Source organism: Rhodococcus sp. IEGM 1307, from assembly GCF_030056915.1.
GTDB lineage: Bacteria > Actinomycetota > Actinomycetes > Mycobacteriales > Mycobacteriaceae > Rhodococcus_F > Rhodococcus_F opacus_D.
This window is the reverse complement of record NZ_JASHKW010000001.1, coordinates 60,473-76,845: the sequence shown is the minus strand read 5'-3', so window position 1 is coordinate 76,845 and position 16,373 is coordinate 60,473. Positions and strand designations below refer to the sequence as shown.

The following is a 16,373-nucleotide window of genomic DNA, read 5'->3' as shown; positions in this document are numbered from 1 at the left end:
CATCGATGGCGAGCAAACGCGACAAGAGGATCTCGCTCGACGACGCGGTCGGGCAACTGCGCAGCGGAATGACCATCGGCATCGGCGGCTGGGGTTCGCGCCGCAAACCGATGGCGCTGATCCGGGCGCTGCTGCGCTCGGATCTCACCGACCTCACCGTCGTCACCTACGGCGGCCCCGACCTGGGGTTGCTGTGCTCGGCGGGCAAAGTCAGGAAGGCGTACTACGGTTTCGTGTCCCTCGATTCGGCCCCGTTCTACGACCCGTGGTTCGCGAAGGCGCGGACCGCGGGTGCGATCGAGGTCCGCGAAATGGACGAGGGCATGGTCAAGTGCGGCCTCGAGGCCGCCGCCGCCCGGCTGCCGTTCCTGCCGATCCGCGCCGGGCTCGGCTCCGACGTCCGGGCTTTCTGGGGCGAGGAACTGCGCACCGTCACCTCCCCCTACCCCGACGCGTCCGGCAAGCCCGAGACGCTGATCGCGATGCCCGCCCTCAATCTCGATGCGGCCCTGGTCCACCTGAACCTCGGCGACAAGCACGGCAACGCCGCCTACACCGGAGTCGACCCCTACTTCGACGACCTGTACTGCGCGGCCGCCGAGAAGCGATTCGTCTCCGTCGAACGCGTGGTGGAAACCGAGGAACTGGTGAAAACCGTTCCACTGCAAAACCTCATCCTCAACCGCATGATGGTCGACGGCGTAATCGAGGCCCCGCACGGCGCCCACTTCACCCTCGCCGGCGACAGCTACGGCCGCGACGAGAAATTCCAGCGCCACTACGCCGAATCGGCGAAGACCCCGAAGGCGTGGCAGCAGTTCGTCGACACCTACCTGTCCGGCAGCGAGGACCACTACCAGGCCGCCGTGAAGAAATTTGCCGAGGAGCAGCAGGCATGACCGAGACGACCACCGACGTCACCCGCGCGGAGTACTGCGCGATCGCGTGCGCCGACATCTTCTCCGGGGCAGGCGAGATCATGGCCAGCCCGATGGCGACCCTGCCCCTGATCGGCGCCCGCCTCGCGCGACTGACCACCGAACCCGACCTGCTGATCACCGACGGCGAGGCCCTGATCTTCGCCGACACCCCCGCCGTCGGCGCGAAGGCCCCCATCGAGGGCTGGATGCCGTTCCGGAAGGTCTTCGACGTCGTCGCCTCCGGCCGCCGCCACGTGGTGATGGGCGCCAACCAGATCGACCGGCACGGCAACCAGAACCTGTCGGCGTTCGGTCCGCTGCAGCAGCCGACACGGCAGATGTTCGGCGTCCGCGGCGCCCCCGGCAACACGATCAACCACCCCACCAGCTACTGGGTGGGCAAACACACCCCGCGGGTGTTCTGCGACAAGGTCGACATCGTCTCGGGCGTCGGCTACGACCAGATCGACCCGGAAAACCCCGCCTACCGCTTCCACCACCTGCACCGGGTGGTGAGCAACCTCGGGGTGTTCGACTTCGGCGGACCCGACCACACCTTCCGGGCGCTGTCGCTGCACCCCGGCGTCACCGCCGACCAGGTCACCGAGAACACCTCGTTCGAGGTGGCAGGACTCGCCGACGCCGGCGCCACCCGCGCACCCACCGACGACGAACTACAGCTGATCCGCGAGGTCCTCGACCCCCGCAACCTGCGCGACCGGGAGGTGTCGGCATGAGCACCCTCCGCACCGCGCTGACCGAGCTGGTCGGCGTGCAACACCCGGTGGTCCAGACCGGGATGGGCTGGGTGGCCGGACCACGACTCGTCGCCGGCACCGCCAACGCCGGCGGCCTCGGCATCCTGGCATCGGCGACGATGACCTACACCGAACTCGAATCGGCGATCACGAAGACCAAGACCCTCACCGACCAACCGTTCGGGGTCAACATCCGCGCCGACGCCACCGACGCCCCGCAACGCATCGACCTGCTCATCCGGGAGAACGTGCGCGTCGCGTCGTTCGCGCTGGCACCGAAACAGGAACTGATCGCGAAGCTCAAAACCGCCGGGGTGGTCGTCATCCCGTCGATCGGCGCCGCCAAACACGCCAAGAAAGTCGCCTCGTGGGGCGCCGACGCCGTGATCGTGCAAGGCGGCGAGGGCGGCGGGCACACCGGCCCCGTGGCCACCACCCTGCTGCTGCCCTCGGTGCTCGACGCCGTCGACATCCCCGTCGTCGCCGCCGGCGGCTTCTACGACGGACGCGGACTCGCCGCCGCCCTCGCCTACGGCGCCGCCGGCATCGCGATGGGCACCCGCTTCCTGCTCACCCAGGAATCGACGGTCCCCGACTCCGTCAAACAGCAATACCTCGCCCGGGGACTGCAGGACACCACCGTCTCCCGCAAGGTCGACGGCATGCCCCACCGGGTCCTCAACACCGACCTCGTCAACAGCCTCGAACACTCCGGCAACATCCGCGGCCTCGTCGCCGCCGCCCGCAACGCATCCAAATTCAAGACCATGACCGGCATGACATGGTCGACGCTCGTCAAAGACGGCCTCGCCATGAAAAAGTCCAGCGACCGCACCTGGCAGCAGATCATCATGGCCGCCAACACCCCGATGCTGCTCAAAGCCGGGCTCGTCGACGGCAACACCCACGCCGGCGTCCTCGCCTCCGGACAGGTCGTCGGACTACTCGACGACCTACCCACCTGCAAGGACCTCATCGACGGCATAATCGCCGACGCCATCAAACGCATCGACACACTCGGCGCCCTCCGCGCCTGAACCAACGGGACGCTCGTTCGATCTGACACAACGAGCGTCCCGGTCGTCCGGCTAAGAGGCGGCGGCCTTTGCCGCGCTCAGCTGGATGACGCGGCCTTCGCCGCGATGCGCGCCCGGACCTCCGGCCGGCGCAGCGGGGGCACCGTCTGCGGCGGCTGCTTCCGCGGCGGCAGTGCCGCGAGCAGCTTCGTGGTGGCCTCGGTGACGACGGCTACCGCCTCCTCGAAGGGCTCACGGTTGGCGTCCGACAGCTTCTGTATCCCGCTGACCTTCCGGACGTACTGCCGCGCCGCCGCCTCGATCTCCTCCGCGGTGGCCGCCGGTTCGAGTCCGCGCAGCTCGGTGATGTTTCGGCACATGACTCGACGATAGCGCCGCCCGGCCGTCTCCGCGGCTCCTCGGCGCTGGGCGAATGTACCTTTGGGCGCACCTGAGGCGCCGGAAGGTACATTCGCCCGCCGGGGTGGCGCTGCCTCAGCTGCGGGCGGGCTCCAGCGCGTCTTCGTCCGCGGGCACGACGTCCGTCTCGACGTCCGGGAGCGGGGTGCGGGACCGTGCGGCCACGACGGCCGCGCCGAGCAGGACCAGCGCGATGAGGCACTGCGAGCTTCCGATCACCTCACGCACGGCCGCCTCCACCCAGCCCGACGACGAGGACTGCAGGACGAAGTTCGGGCCGATCAGGAAGATCAGGGTCGCGGCGCCGATCAGGGGTCGCCAGCTGCGGTACTGCGGTGCGATCAGGATCGGGATCAGCAGGATGCTGTACGCCCAGTGGTGGGTGACGGCGAACGGCGCGGCGAGCAGCGATGCCAGGGCGACGATCGCCAGCGCGATCAGGTGCTCACCGGAACGGGTGAAGCGGTACGCCGACCACGCCGCGGCGGACACGATGACGGCCGCGCTGAGCACCCAGAGAATGCTGGCCAGCCGGCCTTCCGCCCCGAGCCGCGCGATGACGCCGGTGACGGCCTGGTTGCGGAAGAAGTCGGGCGCGCCCGCACGGCCGGTGGCGAAGAATTCGGTGGTCCAGAACCACACCGACGACTGCGGTAGCAGCCAGAAGCCGAGGCCGACGGTGACCAGGATCGTGGCGAGGGATCGTCCGATCGCGCGGAAGTCGCGGCGGACGAGCAGGACCAGGAGAAAGGCCGCCGGAGTGATCTTGACGGCCGCGGCGAGACCGATCGCGACTCCGCGGAACCTCTTCGGGATCGCACCGGTGCAGTCGGCGACCACCAGTGCCATCAGGATGATGTTGATCTGACCGAAGTCGAAGTTCGAGCGCATCGGTTCGAGGAGAAGTACCGGGCCCATCGACAGCAGAGCGAGAAGTTCGGGGCGTGCGACGTCGAGCTTCGACAGCGCCGCCTTGACCATCCACCACACGAGCCCGAGGTTGAGGGCGCACCACAGCGCCTGCAGGACCGCTGGGTCGATCTCCGCCATCGGCGCGAAGAGGATCGCCGCGAAGGGTGCGTAGATGAACCTGAACCCGGAGCTGCTCGGGAAGTCCGCGGAGTAGAGCGGCAGGCCGCTGACGAAGGCGTAGCCGGCGTCGCGGAACACGGAGAGGTCCATCAGGTAGCCCGTCGCCGCATCGAACTCTCGGTAGGCCACCGCCCCCAAGGAGAGGACGCCCACGAGGAGCGTGACGGCGTGGAGACGATAAGCCCTGAACTTCGATTCACTCTGTAACAAGAATTTGTTCTTTCATGATCGGCGTCGTGGTCAACGATCCACCGTAGCGGGCCGTGACCCAATCGTGACAAAGGCGAGGTCGCGGTGCCCGAACCGCGCGCCTTGTCATAGTTTATTTAGACTGATATATTTCAACCATGCCTGCGCGCGTCCTCGACAATCCCCTCGTCCTGCCGGTGCTCGGCCTGCTCCTCGAATCGCCGATGCACCCGTACCAGTTGGAGGTCACGCTGCGCGAGCGCAGCGAGGAGGGCCAGTGGCCGCTCAATCGCGGCTCGCTGAACAATGTGGTCGCGGCCCTCGCCTCGGCGGGCTGGATCGAGGAACACGAACGTGCGCAACGGGAAGGTCGGCCCGCCCGCACCGTCTACGCCCTCACCGAGGCCGGGCACGCGGAACTCGTGAGCCGGCTCGACCTCCAGATCCGCAGTGCCGCACGAGAGTTCTCCCCGTTCTTCGCGGCGATCAGCTACCTCGGCGCGCTGGGACGCGAGGGCGCCGTCGACGCGCTCACCGAACGCGCCGAACGACTCACCGCGAGAATCGAATCCGACGAGGCAGGGCTCACCCGAGCGCTCGATGGCGGAGTGCCCGCGCTGTTCGTCGTCGAAGCGGACTACACACTCCACGCGGCGCGGGGCGAACTCGCCTGGATCGCGTCGACGATCTCCGACATCCACGCGGGCCATCTCACCTGGCCCGCATCGCAGACGAAGGACACGCGGCCGTGAGCCCCCGATTCGGCATCTACCCCGGTCAGCCGGTCCCGAACGTCCCTTCGAGCCGGTTCCGCGATCCGGGATGGACGAGACGCGCGGCGCTGACGAGCCCCCGCGAGGACCACGTGCGGCGCCGGATCATCAGGCACGGTTCGGCGCGCTCGATGTGGAGGAGCCGGCATTCCTCGGGCGACGCGAGGATCGCTTCGACGACGTGCTCGCCCCTCGTCAGGGGAGCCTCCACGCTCAGATAGTGATTGGGCGTTTGCTGGGTGAAGTCCTGATCGAGATACCCGGGAGCCTCGGCGGGATTGACGAACCGGTCTTCGAGCTGGATCGGTGTGTCGTCCTCGTAGTGGATCATCAGCGAGTGGAACACCTTGCCGCGGATCGAATCCCGGATGAAGGCGTTCGCCGGATCGGCGTCTTCCTCACGCACGTACACCACTTCGGTTCGATGGCGGTGTCCGCGTTGCTGGATCTCGTCCGCGATGTTCTTGACCTCGAACAGCGGCGACGCCGTCTTCGTGGCCGCCACGAACGTCCCCACACCCATCAGGCGCACCACGAGCCCCTCGGCGCTGAGTTCGCGCAGCGCGCGGTTGATGGTCATGCGGGAGAGGCCGAGAGCGCCGACGAGCTGATTCTCCGAGGGCAGCTGATCGCCCTCCTGCCAGCGGCCGGCATTGATCTGCGACACGATCAGCTGCTTGACGCGTTCGTACGCCGGGGCCGACTCCGTCCCCGGTCCGTTGTACAACGCAGCAAGCTCCGCGTCGACTACTGCGATCTCCACCACCACTGACACCCATCCCTCTGCAACACCGATGAACTTCCCGTGCAGTCGGCCGTTGCAGTCTATCGGCCGACTGCACGGGTAAACCCTCATCGCGCGGTGCGCCTCGTGTCACCTCACCATGCTGCGCAGTTGCCTGGTTGCGACGGAGAGGGCCGCCAGGTCGTGCTCCCCCGATTCCGTGACGGCATCGAGCGTGTGGCGGGCGCGCGCCAGCCGGGCGGCGTTGCGGTCCTCCCACTCCCCGATCTTCTGTTCCGCCGTGTCCACGGCTTCACTGCCCGAGATCACATCGAGGCACAGTGCCCGGACCGTGTCGTACAACTCGTCGCGCAACGACAACCGGGCCAGCGCGTTCCACCGGGTTCCCCGTCCCAGCTGCGAGACCCCCACCAGGAGGTGCACCAACCCGAGGCACTCCCCGAGCCGGTAGTACACCTCGGCCACTTCGCGGGGATCGCGTTGGGTGATGTCGGCGATCTCGACGATGTCCAGCAGCGCGAACCGGTCCAGGAGCAGTTGCACCCGCCCGGCCAGGTCCGCGGGGACACCGCGGGCCACCAGCGCGGCCGTGCGACTCCGGAGGTTCTCCGCGTCCTCACCGCAGAGCCAGCCCGCGACGTGCGGTGTCAGGTCCGCGACGCGGTCACGGAATCGGGCGATCTCCGCCCCGACCGCGAGCGGCTGGGGTCTGCGGGTGAGCATCCATCGCGACGCCCGGTCGAGCAGCCGCCGGGTGAACAGCGTGAGGTCGTCCGAGAGCGCGGCGTCGAGGTCGGCGTCCCGGATGTCGCGCCGGAGGGACGGCAGGTCGAACACGGCCGACACCACCGCGAAGGCCCGCACGGCGTCGGCGCTGCTCGCCCCGGCCTCCTCCCCCAGCCGGAAGGCGTAGGTGATACCGCCGTTGTCGACGACGTCGTTGGTGAGGACCGTCGCGACGATCTCCCGGCGCAGCGGATGGTCGCCGATGGCGTCGCCGAAGGATTCCCGGAGCCTGCGCGGGAAGTACCCGGCGAGTGCGTCCGCGAATGCCGGGCTGTCGGGCAGGTCGCCGGCCAGCAGGTCCGACTTCAGCGCCAGCTTCACGTGCGCCATGAGGGTCGCGAGTTCGGGCGAGGTGAGTCCCGCCTCCGCGCGCTCCCGGGCGGCGATCTCCTTCCTGGACGGCAGCACCTCGATGGCGCGGTCCAGGCCGTAGCGGCCTTCCAGATGGCCGATGAGCCGTCCGTGCACCGTGAGGGACGCGGCGGCGTCGGCCCGGCACGTGCCCAGCACGTCGTTCTGGGCGACGTTGTCGGAGAGCACGAGACGCGACACCTCCCCGGACATGTCGGCGAGCAGACCGGCGCGGTCGTCGGCGGCGAGACGGCCGCCGCTGACCAGGGCGTCGAGCAGGACCTTGATGTTGACCTCGTGGTCGGAGCAGTCGACGCCCGCCGAGTTGTCGAGAGCGTCCGTGTTGATCCGCCCTCCGGAGCGGGAGAATTCGATGCGTCCCAGCTGGGTGAAGCCGAGGTTGCCGCCCTCACCGACCACCCGGGCCCGGACGTCGGCACCGTCGACGCGGACGCCGTCGTTACCCTTGTCCCCCACGTCGAGATGGGTTTCGGTGCCCGACTTCACGTATGTTCCGATGCCGCCGTTCCACAGCAGGTCCACCGGTGCCCGCAGGATCGCGCGGACGAGGTCGGGTGGGGACAGTTCGGTGGTCCCGGGGCTCAGTCCGAGTGCGCGCCGCGCCTCCTCGCTGATCGGAACACTCTTCCTCGACCGTTCCCACACACCGCCGCCTGCGCTGATCAGACCGGGCGCATAGTCCGCCCACGACGACCTCGGCAGCGCGAAGAGTCGTTCCCGCTCCGCGAAGGATGTGTCCGCGTCGGGGTTCGGGTCGAGGAACACGTGCCGGTGGTCGAATGCGGCGACGAGCCGGATGTGCGGGCTCGCGAGCATTCCGTTGCCGAACACGTCGCCGCTCATGTCGCCGATCCCGACGGCCGTGAACTCCTGCGACTGGGTGTCGACACCCATTTCGCGGAAGTGCCGCTTCACGCTCTCCCACGCACCCCGGGCGGTGATGCCGAGCGCCTTGTGGTCGTAGCCGACGGATCCGCCCGATGCGAATGCGTCACCCAGCCAGAACCCGTACTGTGCTGCAACGTCGTTGGCGATGTCGGAGAACGTCGCGGTGCCCTTGTCCGCGGCGACGACAAGGTACGTGTCGTCGCCGTCGTGCCGCACCACCCGCGGCGCCGGGATCACGGCACCGGTCGCGAGGTCCACGTTGTCGGTGACGTCCAGCAGTCCGCTGATGAAGCTGCGGTAGCAGCGAACCCCCTCCGCGCGCTGGGCGTCGCGATCGCGCAGCGGGTCGCCGGTGGGAGCGGGCGGGCGCGCGACGACGAACCCGCCCTTCGCGCCGACGGGCACGATCACCGAGTTCTTGACCGCCTGCGCCTTCACCAGGCCGAGCACCTCGGTGCGGAAGTCCTCCTTGCGGTCGGACCATCGCAGGCCTCCCCGTGCCACGGCGCCGAACCGCATGTGCACGCCCTCGACCCACGGCGAGTAGACGTAGATCTCGAAGCGGGGCCGCGGCTGCGGCAGTTCCGGGATGCGCTGCGGATCGAACTTGAACGACAGGACCTGACGTTCCCGGCCCGAGGGGGCGTAGCGGTTGGTGCGCAGCGTCGCCAGGACCACGTTCAGGTAGGCGCGCAGGATGCGGTCGGCGTCCAGGCCGAGGACGTCGCCGATCGCCGTTTCCAGCGACGCGATCAGTTCACCGCACTCCTCAGCGCCGTCCGGATCAGTGCCGTCCGGATCGAACCTCGCGGCGAACAGCCGGATCAGTGCCTGGGAGATCTCCGGATGATCACCGAGGACCGTGGCGATGTGGTTCTGGCTGTACGGGAATCCACCCTGACGGAGGTACCGCGCGTATGCCCGCAGCACCTCCACTTCACGCCAGTCCAGGCCCGCGCGGAGTACGAGTTCGTTGAAGCTGTCCGTCTCGGCGCGAGATGCCCAGGCCGCGGCGAACGTCTCCGTGAAGCGGCGCGGCAGCGCGTCGTCCACCGGCCCCGGTGACGCGTAGCGGATCCCGAACTCGTACATCCAGCACACCGTTCCGCGACTGTTCGCGACCGTGTACGGGCGCTCGTCGAGGACCGCGACGCCCATGCTCTGCAGGATCGGGAGAACATCGCTGAGGGAGGCGGATGCACCGCCGACGAAGAAGGTGAAGCGCCAGTCCGCCGCGTTCGCGTCGAGCCGGGTATCGATCGCGCCGTCCGTCAGTCTCTCGAACACCACCAGATCGGCGTGGGCGCGCCGGGCGTCGAAATCGTGCTTGTACACCTCCGGGAAATGCTCCGAATAATGGGCGAGGAGTTCGCGTTCGGCTGTGTCGAGTTCGTCGCGGAACCGGTCGTCCCAGGTCCGGCAGGACCGGGAGATTCGACGCTGAATCTCCAGTCGCCGGGTGTCCGTCACCTCGGTGTCCGCCGGGACCCGCATCGTGAAGTGCACCATCGCGAGCGGGTACTCGGACACGTTCGTGGTGTATTCGACTGCGGTGCCGTCCAGTTCGTCCAGCAGGACGCGCTGGGCCGCCAGGCGCGTCCGCGTGTTGTACCGATCGCGGGGAATGAACACCAGCGCCGACATGCTCTCGCCCGGGACGTCCGTGCGCAGGAAGAGGTGAATGTGCTCGCGCGCGGTGATGCCGGCGACCTCGGTGAGGGCCGAATGCAGCGAATCCGGGCTCGCCGCGAACAACTCGGTCAGCGGCAGCGCCTGCACGACCTGCAGGACGGCCTGCCCGGAGAAGGAGTCGATGTCGAAACCGGCACGGTCGAGCAGGGCCCGCACCCGGCGTCCCGCACCCGGGATGTCCAGGACGTTCTCGTGCCTGCCCGCGGGGGTGAACGCGCCGACGAAGCGGTGCTCCACTCCTCCGGCCCTAACTCCGACCACCGACGGGTACGACGACCGGTGCACGGACACCGGAAGCGCCGCCTGCCCGATCGCCAGGACGGGGCCGGGTTCCGCGGCCGGCGCCCGATCGCCCTCCCGGTCGTGGAGCACGCCGAGACTCTCCTCGGGTGCACCGTCGTCGCCGTACCGCGCGTATCCGAGGACGGTGAAGTTGCCCGCCTCGCACCAGCGCAGGAAGTCGGCGGCCTCGCGGAGTTCTTCGGACAGCGAGTCCTGCCCGGTCTGCGAGTCGAGTTGGTCGGAGACCTGGATCTGCAGTTCGCGCATGCGCGCCAGATCCCGGTCCACCCGGCGCACGTCGGCGAGAACGGTGTGCAGCGCCGCGACAAGTGCGGCGACGACGGAGTTCGCGGTGTCGGAGCGCAGACCCACGTGAATCCACGACTCCGCCGTCCCGGAGTCGGAGATCGGCAGAAGGTCGGTGAGGGTGCCCGACTCCGAGCGGCGGGCGACGAGGACCGGATGCAGAACCTCCTCGATCGGGGCGCCGACCCTGGCCGCGGTCAGCAGTACCGATTCGACGAGCAGGGCCATGTCGTCGGTGACGATCTGCACCGCGGGCCCGATCCCGCTGGGGTCTGCGGCGTCGATTCCGCGCACCACCGCGGTCCCGGGGTTCCGGTTCCACCCGGTCTCGAGATGCGTGTTCGCGATGCGATCACGCGCCTGCGGATCTGCGCCGTCGGCGGAGGGATGACCGGCGGTGCGGAGGTAGAGGTCGCGGAAACGCTCGGGCGCTTCCGGAGCGGAAAACTGCTGTTCATCGCGGTCGAGCGAATGTGAGGACGTCGAAATTACTCTCATGTCAGTACCTTCCGTCGGAAGCATCGACACTCCCGACTGGTGCAGTGGTGGGCCGGCACGCCTCTCGGCTGGGTCCTTGGAGAACGCTTGACAGGGGGTTGTCTATACAGGACTATACATCTAAGGCGATAAAAAACGTGAGTCAGAGCACACTGGATTCAGGACATGGGACAGAGCACCCGGGACCGACCAGCTGCCGGACTCGTCACAGAGAGACAAGGCCTATGACACACGAGGGACCTCCCGAGATCAGCCTCGCGCCGGAGCGTCGCACCATCGACGTCGTCCCGGACGACGAGCGCCACGGATCTCCGCGCAGCCAGTTCACACTCTGGTTCGGCGCCAACATGCAGATCACCGCGATCGTCGACGGCGCCCTCGCGGTCGTCTTCGGCGCCGACGCGCTGTGGGCCATCGTGGGCCTGCTGATCGGCAATCTCTTCGGCGGCGCCGTGATGGCGCTGCACTCCGCTCAGGGACCGCGCCTCGGACTGCCGCAGATGATCTCGAGCCGAGCGCAGTTCGGTGTTCTGGGTGCCGTGCTCCCGTTGGTCCTCGTCGTCCTGATGTACCTCGGTTTCGCCGCGACCGGCAGCGTCCTCGCAGGTCAGGCCGTGAACGAGATCCTCCACATCGACAACCCCACCGTCGGAATCCTGATCTTCGGCGCGATGACCGCATTCGTCGCGGTGACCGGATACAAACTCATCCACGTCGTCGGCAAGATCGCGACCGTTGTCGGCATCCTCGGCTTCACCTACCTCGCGATCCGGTTGTTCGCCGAGTACGACGTGGCCTCGTTCGTCGGGATCAAGGGCTTCGACATCGTCACGTTCCTCCTCGCGATCTCGCTCGGCGCCGGCTGGCAGCTCACGTTCGGCCCGTACGTCGCGGACTACTCCCGCTATCTGCCGCGCTCGACGAGCGAGCGGACGACCTTCTGGTCGACGTTCGCGGGCAGCGTGATCGGCTCGCAGTGGTCGATGACGTTCGGTGCACTCGTCGCCGCCGTCGCCGGCGACGCGTTCCTCAGCGACCAGGTCGGGTGGATCGGAGGCCTCGCCGGACCGGCTGTGATCGCCCTGATGATCTACCTGGTGATCCTGGTCGGGAAGCTCACGATCAACTGCCTCAACGCCTACGGCGGATTCATGTCGATCCTCACCACGGTGACGGCGTTCAACGGGCAGTCCCGCATCTCGTCGCGGGCCCGCACCCTGTACATCATCGGGTTCGTCGCCGTGTCGATGCTGATCGCGATCGGTGCCAGCGCCGACTTCCTCAACAACTTCAAGAACTTCGTCCTCGTCCTGCTGATGGTGTTCACCCCGTGGAGTGCCATCAACCTGATCGACTACTACCTCATCTCCAAGGAGCGCGTGGACATCCCGGCGCTGTACGACCCGGAGGCCCGCTACGGCCGCTGGAACAAGACGGCGATGATCTGTTACACCGTCGGCGTTCTCGCGCAGATCCCGTTCCTCGCCCAGAAGCTCTACACGGGACCGGTCACGGACATGCTGGGCGGCGCGGACATCTCGTGGATCGTCGGCATCGTCTTCACCGGCGCCATCTACTACCCGCTCGCGCGGCGCAACAGCAACCCACCCGCGGCCATGATCTACCCCGCACACACCGCCATGGCGGATTCGCGACTGTGAATCACGCTGACACCCAGACTTTTCCCTCTTCCTCGTTCGACCATCAAGGAGTACACGACATGACCACCACGACGCCTCCGGTTTCCGGACCCCGCCACGTGTCGGCGCCCCGCGGCACCGAACTGACGACACTCGGCTGGCAGCAAGAAGGCGCCCTGCGCATGCTGATGAACAACCTCGACCCCGAGGTCGCCGAGCATCCCGACTCCCTCGTCGTCTACGGCGGCACCGGCAAGGCCGCGCGCAGCTGGGAGGCGTTCGACGCGATGGTCCGGACGTTGAAGACCCTGAAGTCGGACGAGACGATGCTGGTGCAGTCCGGCAAGCCGGTCGGCGTGTTCCGCACCAGCGAGTGGGCGCCCCGCGTCCTCCTCGCGAACTCGAACCTGGTGGGTGACTGGGCCAACTGGGAGGAGTTCCGCAAGCTCGACGCCCTCGGCCTGATCATGTACGGGCAGATGACGGCCGGGTCGTGGATCTACATCGGCACGCAGGGCATCCTGCAGGGCACGTACGAGACGTTCGGCGCCGTGGGCCGGAAGCGCTTCGGCGGTTCGCTCGCCGGCACCATCACGCTGACGGCCGGACTCGGCGGCATGGGCGGCGCCCAGCCCCTCGCCGTGACGATGAACGACGGCGTCGCGATCTGCGTCGACTGCGACGTCACCCGCATCGACCGCCGGATCGCGCACAAGTACCTCGACACCAAGGCCACCGACATCCACGACGCCCTGCGTCTCGCGATCGAGGCCCGCGACGCGAAGCGCCCGCTGTCGATCGGCCTCGAAGGCAACGCCGCGGAGATCTTCCCCGAACTGCTCGCCATGAACGCCCCCATCGACATCGTCACCGACCAGACGTCGGCACACGACCCGCTGTCGTACCTGCCGCTCGGGATCGAATTCGCCGACATGAAGGCGATGGCCGACAAGGACCCGGTGAAGTTCACCGAGGACTCCCGCGCGTCGATGGCACGGCACGTCGCCGCGATGGTCGGCTTCCTCGACAAGGGCGCCGAGGTGTTCGACTACGGCAACTCCATCCGTGACGAGGCCCGCAAGGCCGGCTACTACCGCGCGTTCGACTTCCCCGGATTCGTGCCCGCCTACATCCGTCCGCTGTTCGAGGAGGGCCTCGGCCCGTTCCGCTGGGCCGCGCTGTCGGGTGACCCGAAGGACATCGCCGCCACCGACAAGGCGATCCTCGAACTGTTCCCCGAGAACGAGCACCTCAAGCGCTGGATCACGATGGCCGGCGAGAAGGTGGCGTTCGAGGGTCTCCCCGCCCGGATCTGCTGGCTCGGCTACGGCGAACGGCACAAGGCCGGCCTGAAGTTCAACGAGATGGTGGCGTCCGGCGAACTGTCCGCGCCCGTCGCCATCGGCCGCGACCACCTCGATTCCGGCTCCGTCGCCTCCCCGTACCGCGAGACCGAGTCGATGCTCGACGGCTCCGACGCGATCGCCGACTGGCCGCTGCTCAACGCACTCGTCAACACCGCGTCGGGGGCGTCGTGGGTGTCCATCCACCAGGGCGGCGGCGTCGGCATGGGACGGTCCATCCACGCCGGTCAGGTGTGCATCGCGGACGGCACCGACCTGGCCGCCGAGAAGCTGGAGCGGGTCCTGACCAACGATCCCGGCATGGGCGTCATCCGGCACGTCGACGCCGGATACGACCACGCGATCGACGTCGCCAAGGAGCGCGGCGTCCGCGTGCCGATGTCCGAAGGATGACCGCAGGCCCGAGCGACCGCATTTTCGAACCACTGGAAGGAACAGCAGTGACAGCGAACACCTCCCGCTCCACAGTGCTGACCGGCATCGGCACCCTGGTGACCAACGACCCGACAGTGGGGGAAGGTCCGCTCGGGCTGATCCGCGACGCCGCCGTCGTCTTCGACGGCGGCGTGGTGGCCTGGGTCGGCCGCGCCGACTCGGCGCCGGCCGGGGACGTCGGGCACGATCTCGACGGCCGGGCGGTGCTGCCGGGCTTCGTGGAGAGCCACTCGCACCTGGTGTTCGGTGGGGAACGGGCGGAGGAATTCGCGGCGCGCATGGCGGGACAGCCGTACGCGGCGGGTGGCATCCGCAACACGATCGAGGCGACACGGAACGCGACCGACGAACAACTGCAGGCGAACACGCGGCGACTGCTGGACGAGTCCCTGCGGTCGGGCAGCACCACCGTGGAGTGCAAGACCGGGTACGGGCAGACGGTCGCGCACGAACTGCGCAGCACGAGGATCGCGGCGTCCCTCACCGACGAGGTGACGCTGCTCGCCGCTCACGTTCCGCCGCCGGAATACGCGGGGCGGGCCGACGACTACGTCGCCATGGTGTGCTCCGAGATGATCGACGCCTGTGCACCGCAAGCGAAGTGGATCGACGTGTTCTGTGAGACCGGCGCGTTCGACCGCGATCAGGCACATGCCGTTCTCACCGCCGGGATGGCGAAGGGGCTGATCCCCCGCGTCCACGGCAACCAACTCCGCGAGGGACCCGGAGTCCAGCTCGCCGTCGAACTGGGGGCCGCGTCCGTCGACCACGTCTGCTACACCACGCAGGCCGACATCGATGCGCTGGCGCAGAGTTCGACGGTGGCCACGCTCCTGCCCGGCGCGGACTTCTCGACCCGGAACAAGTACCCGGACGCCCGGGCCCTGCTCGACGCAGGTGTCACGGTGGCGCTCGGTGCGGATTGCAACCCCGGCACCAGCTACACCACCAGCCTGCCGTTCTGCATCGCGATCGCGGTGCGGGACATGCACATGACCCCGGACGAAGCCATCTGGGCGGCCACGGCGGGCGGTGCCCGCGCGCTGCAACGTGCCGACGTCGGGGTCCTGCGTCCCGGCGCGCGGGCCGATGCCCTCGCGCTGGACGCGCCGTCGTACCTACACTTGGCCTACCGGCCCGGCGTCCCCCTGGTCAGCGATGTGTGGCGGGGCGGCGAACTCGCCTGGTCCGCGCACACCGGTCACGAGAAAGCGAGGGCCCTGCGATGATGGAGAACCTGTTGATTCCCCCGCCCCCCTGGGTCGGCAGGGTGGACGGCACGTCGAGTCACCACCTCCGCTGGCACCAGGCCGTGACGCCTCTGCACGACGGCGCCGAGCCCGGCGCCTGCGTGCTGATCGGCTTCTCGAGCGACGAGGGCGTGGAGCGGAACAAGGGACGCCGCGGGGCGGCGCGCGGCCCGGACGCGCTGCGGGGCGCGCTGTCGTCGATGGCGCTCGCCGAGCCGCTCCGCGTCTACGACGCCGGCACCGTCGCGGTCACCGACAATCGTCTCGAGGCCGGGCAGATGGCGCTCGGCTCCGTGGTCGCCGCGACGCTCGACGCCGGCCAGTTCCCGGTGGTCCTCGGCGGCGGCCACGAGGTGGCCTACGGGACGTACCTCGGTCTGGCACAGGCAGCCGTCCGCACACCCAGGCGTCGGATCGGGATCCTGAACCTGGACGCCCACTTCGACCTGCGGTCCGATCCGGTCCCGAGTTCGGGCACACCGTTCCGGCAGATCCTCGAACAGGAGCATGCGTCAGGCACCGCCTTGCAGTACTCCGTGCTCGGCATCAGCCAGCCGAGCAACACCACCGCACTGTTCGACACCGCACGCGGATACGACGTCCGCTACCTCCTGGACGACGACTGCTCGGTCTCCGACCGGCACCGGGTGGCCGTCTTCGTCAGCGAGTTCCTGTCGGACGTCGATCTCGTGTACCTCACCATCGACCTCGACGTCCTTCCCGCCGCGGTCGCGCCGGGAGTGAGCGCTCCCGCCGCGTACGGCGTTCCGGCGGAGACGATCCAATTCGTGTGCGACGCCGTCGCCGCCAGCGGAAAACTCGCGGTGTGCGATGTGGCCGAGCTCAATCCGTCGTTCGACATCGACAACCGCACGGCCCGCACCGCCGCCCGGTTGATCCATCGGATCGTCACGAAACGCATCCCGATCGCGGTGTGAGGTCAGTCG

12 protein-coding genes are annotated in these 16,373 nt (G+C 68.4%); 8 read left to right on the top strand and 4 right to left on the bottom strand.

Features of this window, described 5'->3' with window-relative positions; genetic code table 11:
- Window positions 1–5 precede the first annotated feature (5 nt).
- From ipdA to ipdC, 3 genes are read left to right on the top strand one after another with little or no spacing between them, the layout of a single operon-like run.
- Window positions 6–899 (top strand): cholesterol ring-cleaving hydrolase subunit IpdA, encoded by an 894-nt coding sequence (ipdA, locus tag QM841_RS00370; protein ID WP_283330520.1) that lies wholly within the window; start codon window positions 6–8, stop codon window positions 897–899.
- On the top strand, window positions 896–1,657 hold the full coding sequence (ipdB, locus tag QM841_RS00365; protein ID WP_283330519.1) for a cholesterol ring-cleaving hydrolase subunit IpdB: 762 nt from the start codon (window positions 896–898) through the stop codon (window positions 1,655–1,657). Before ipdA ends, ipdB begins: the two co-directional genes overlap by 4 nt.
- Complete coding sequence (gene ipdC / locus QM841_RS00360; RefSeq protein ID WP_283330518.1) at window positions 1,654–2,715, top strand: (3aS,4S,5R,7aS)-5-hydroxy-7a-methyl-1-oxo-octahydro-1H-indene-4-carboxyl-CoA dehydrogenase; 1,062 nt, start codon at window positions 1,654–1,656, stop codon at window positions 2,713–2,715. Before ipdB ends, ipdC begins: the two co-directional genes overlap by 4 nt.
- A gap of 77 nt (window positions 2,716–2,792) precedes the next feature.
- On the opposite strand, the gene QM841_RS00355 is transcribed toward ipdC, so the two are convergent.
- Both QM841_RS00355 and QM841_RS00350 read right to left on the bottom strand, forming a co-directional pair.
- A complete protein-coding gene (locus tag QM841_RS00355) occupies window positions 2,793–3,074 on the bottom strand; it encodes a DUF2277 domain-containing protein (RefSeq protein WP_005258716.1) in 282 nt (93 codons plus the stop codon).
- A gap of 115 nt (window positions 3,075–3,189) precedes the next feature.
- Complete coding sequence (locus QM841_RS00350; protein ID WP_283330517.1) at window positions 3,190–4,416, bottom strand: glycosyltransferase family 87 protein; 1,227 nt, start codon at window positions 4,414–4,416, stop codon at window positions 3,190–3,192.
- A 137-nt stretch (window positions 4,417–4,553) separates the two neighbouring features.
- On the opposite strand from QM841_RS00350, the gene QM841_RS00345 reads away from it, so the two are divergent.
- Complete coding sequence (locus QM841_RS00345) at window positions 4,554–5,147, top strand: PadR family transcriptional regulator (protein ID WP_283330516.1); 594 nt, start codon at window positions 4,554–4,556, stop codon at window positions 5,145–5,147.
- Window positions 5,148–5,172: 25 nt separating this feature from the next.
- Here the strand turns inward: QM841_RS00345 and hutC are convergent, their stop codons facing one another.
- Together hutC and QM841_RS00335 are read right to left on the bottom strand one after the other, a co-directional pair.
- Window positions 5,173–5,937, bottom strand: coding sequence for a histidine utilization transcriptional repressor HutC (gene hutC, locus QM841_RS00340; protein WP_283330515.1), 765 nt, complete (start codon window positions 5,935–5,937; stop codon window positions 5,173–5,175).
- A 105-nt stretch (window positions 5,938–6,042) separates the two neighbouring features.
- Window positions 6,043–10,737, bottom strand: coding sequence for an NAD-glutamate dehydrogenase (locus QM841_RS00335; RefSeq protein WP_283330514.1), 4,695 nt, complete (start codon window positions 10,735–10,737; stop codon window positions 6,043–6,045).
- A gap of 224 nt (window positions 10,738–10,961) precedes the next feature.
- Here QM841_RS00335 and QM841_RS00330 point away from each other — a divergent pair, with 224 nt between their 5' ends.
- From QM841_RS00330 to hutG, 4 genes are read left to right on the top strand one after another with little or no spacing between them, the layout of a single operon-like run.
- Entirely contained in the window at window positions 10,962–12,398 is a 1,437-nt protein-coding gene (locus QM841_RS00330) for a purine-cytosine permease family protein (RefSeq protein ID WP_283330513.1), read from the top strand.
- Window positions 12,399–12,457: 59 nt separating this feature from the next.
- Window positions 12,458–14,134, top strand: a complete 1,677-nt coding sequence (gene hutU, locus QM841_RS00325) for a urocanate hydratase (RefSeq protein WP_283330512.1) — start codon at window positions 12,458–12,460, stop codon at window positions 14,132–14,134.
- A 47-nt stretch (window positions 14,135–14,181) separates the two neighbouring features.
- The gene (gene hutI, locus QM841_RS00320; protein WP_283330511.1) at window positions 14,182–15,405 is read left to right on the top strand and encodes an imidazolonepropionase; all 1,224 of its coding nucleotides are present in this window, start codon (window positions 14,182–14,184) and stop codon (window positions 15,403–15,405) included.
- Window positions 15,402–16,364: a formimidoylglutamase gene (gene hutG / locus QM841_RS00315; protein ID WP_280778910.1), complete on the top strand. Its 963-nt coding sequence runs from the start codon at window positions 15,402–15,404 to the stop codon at window positions 16,362–16,364. The genes hutI and hutG overlap by 4 nt, the downstream gene beginning before the upstream one ends.
- Window positions 16,365–16,373: the final 9 nt, after the last annotated feature.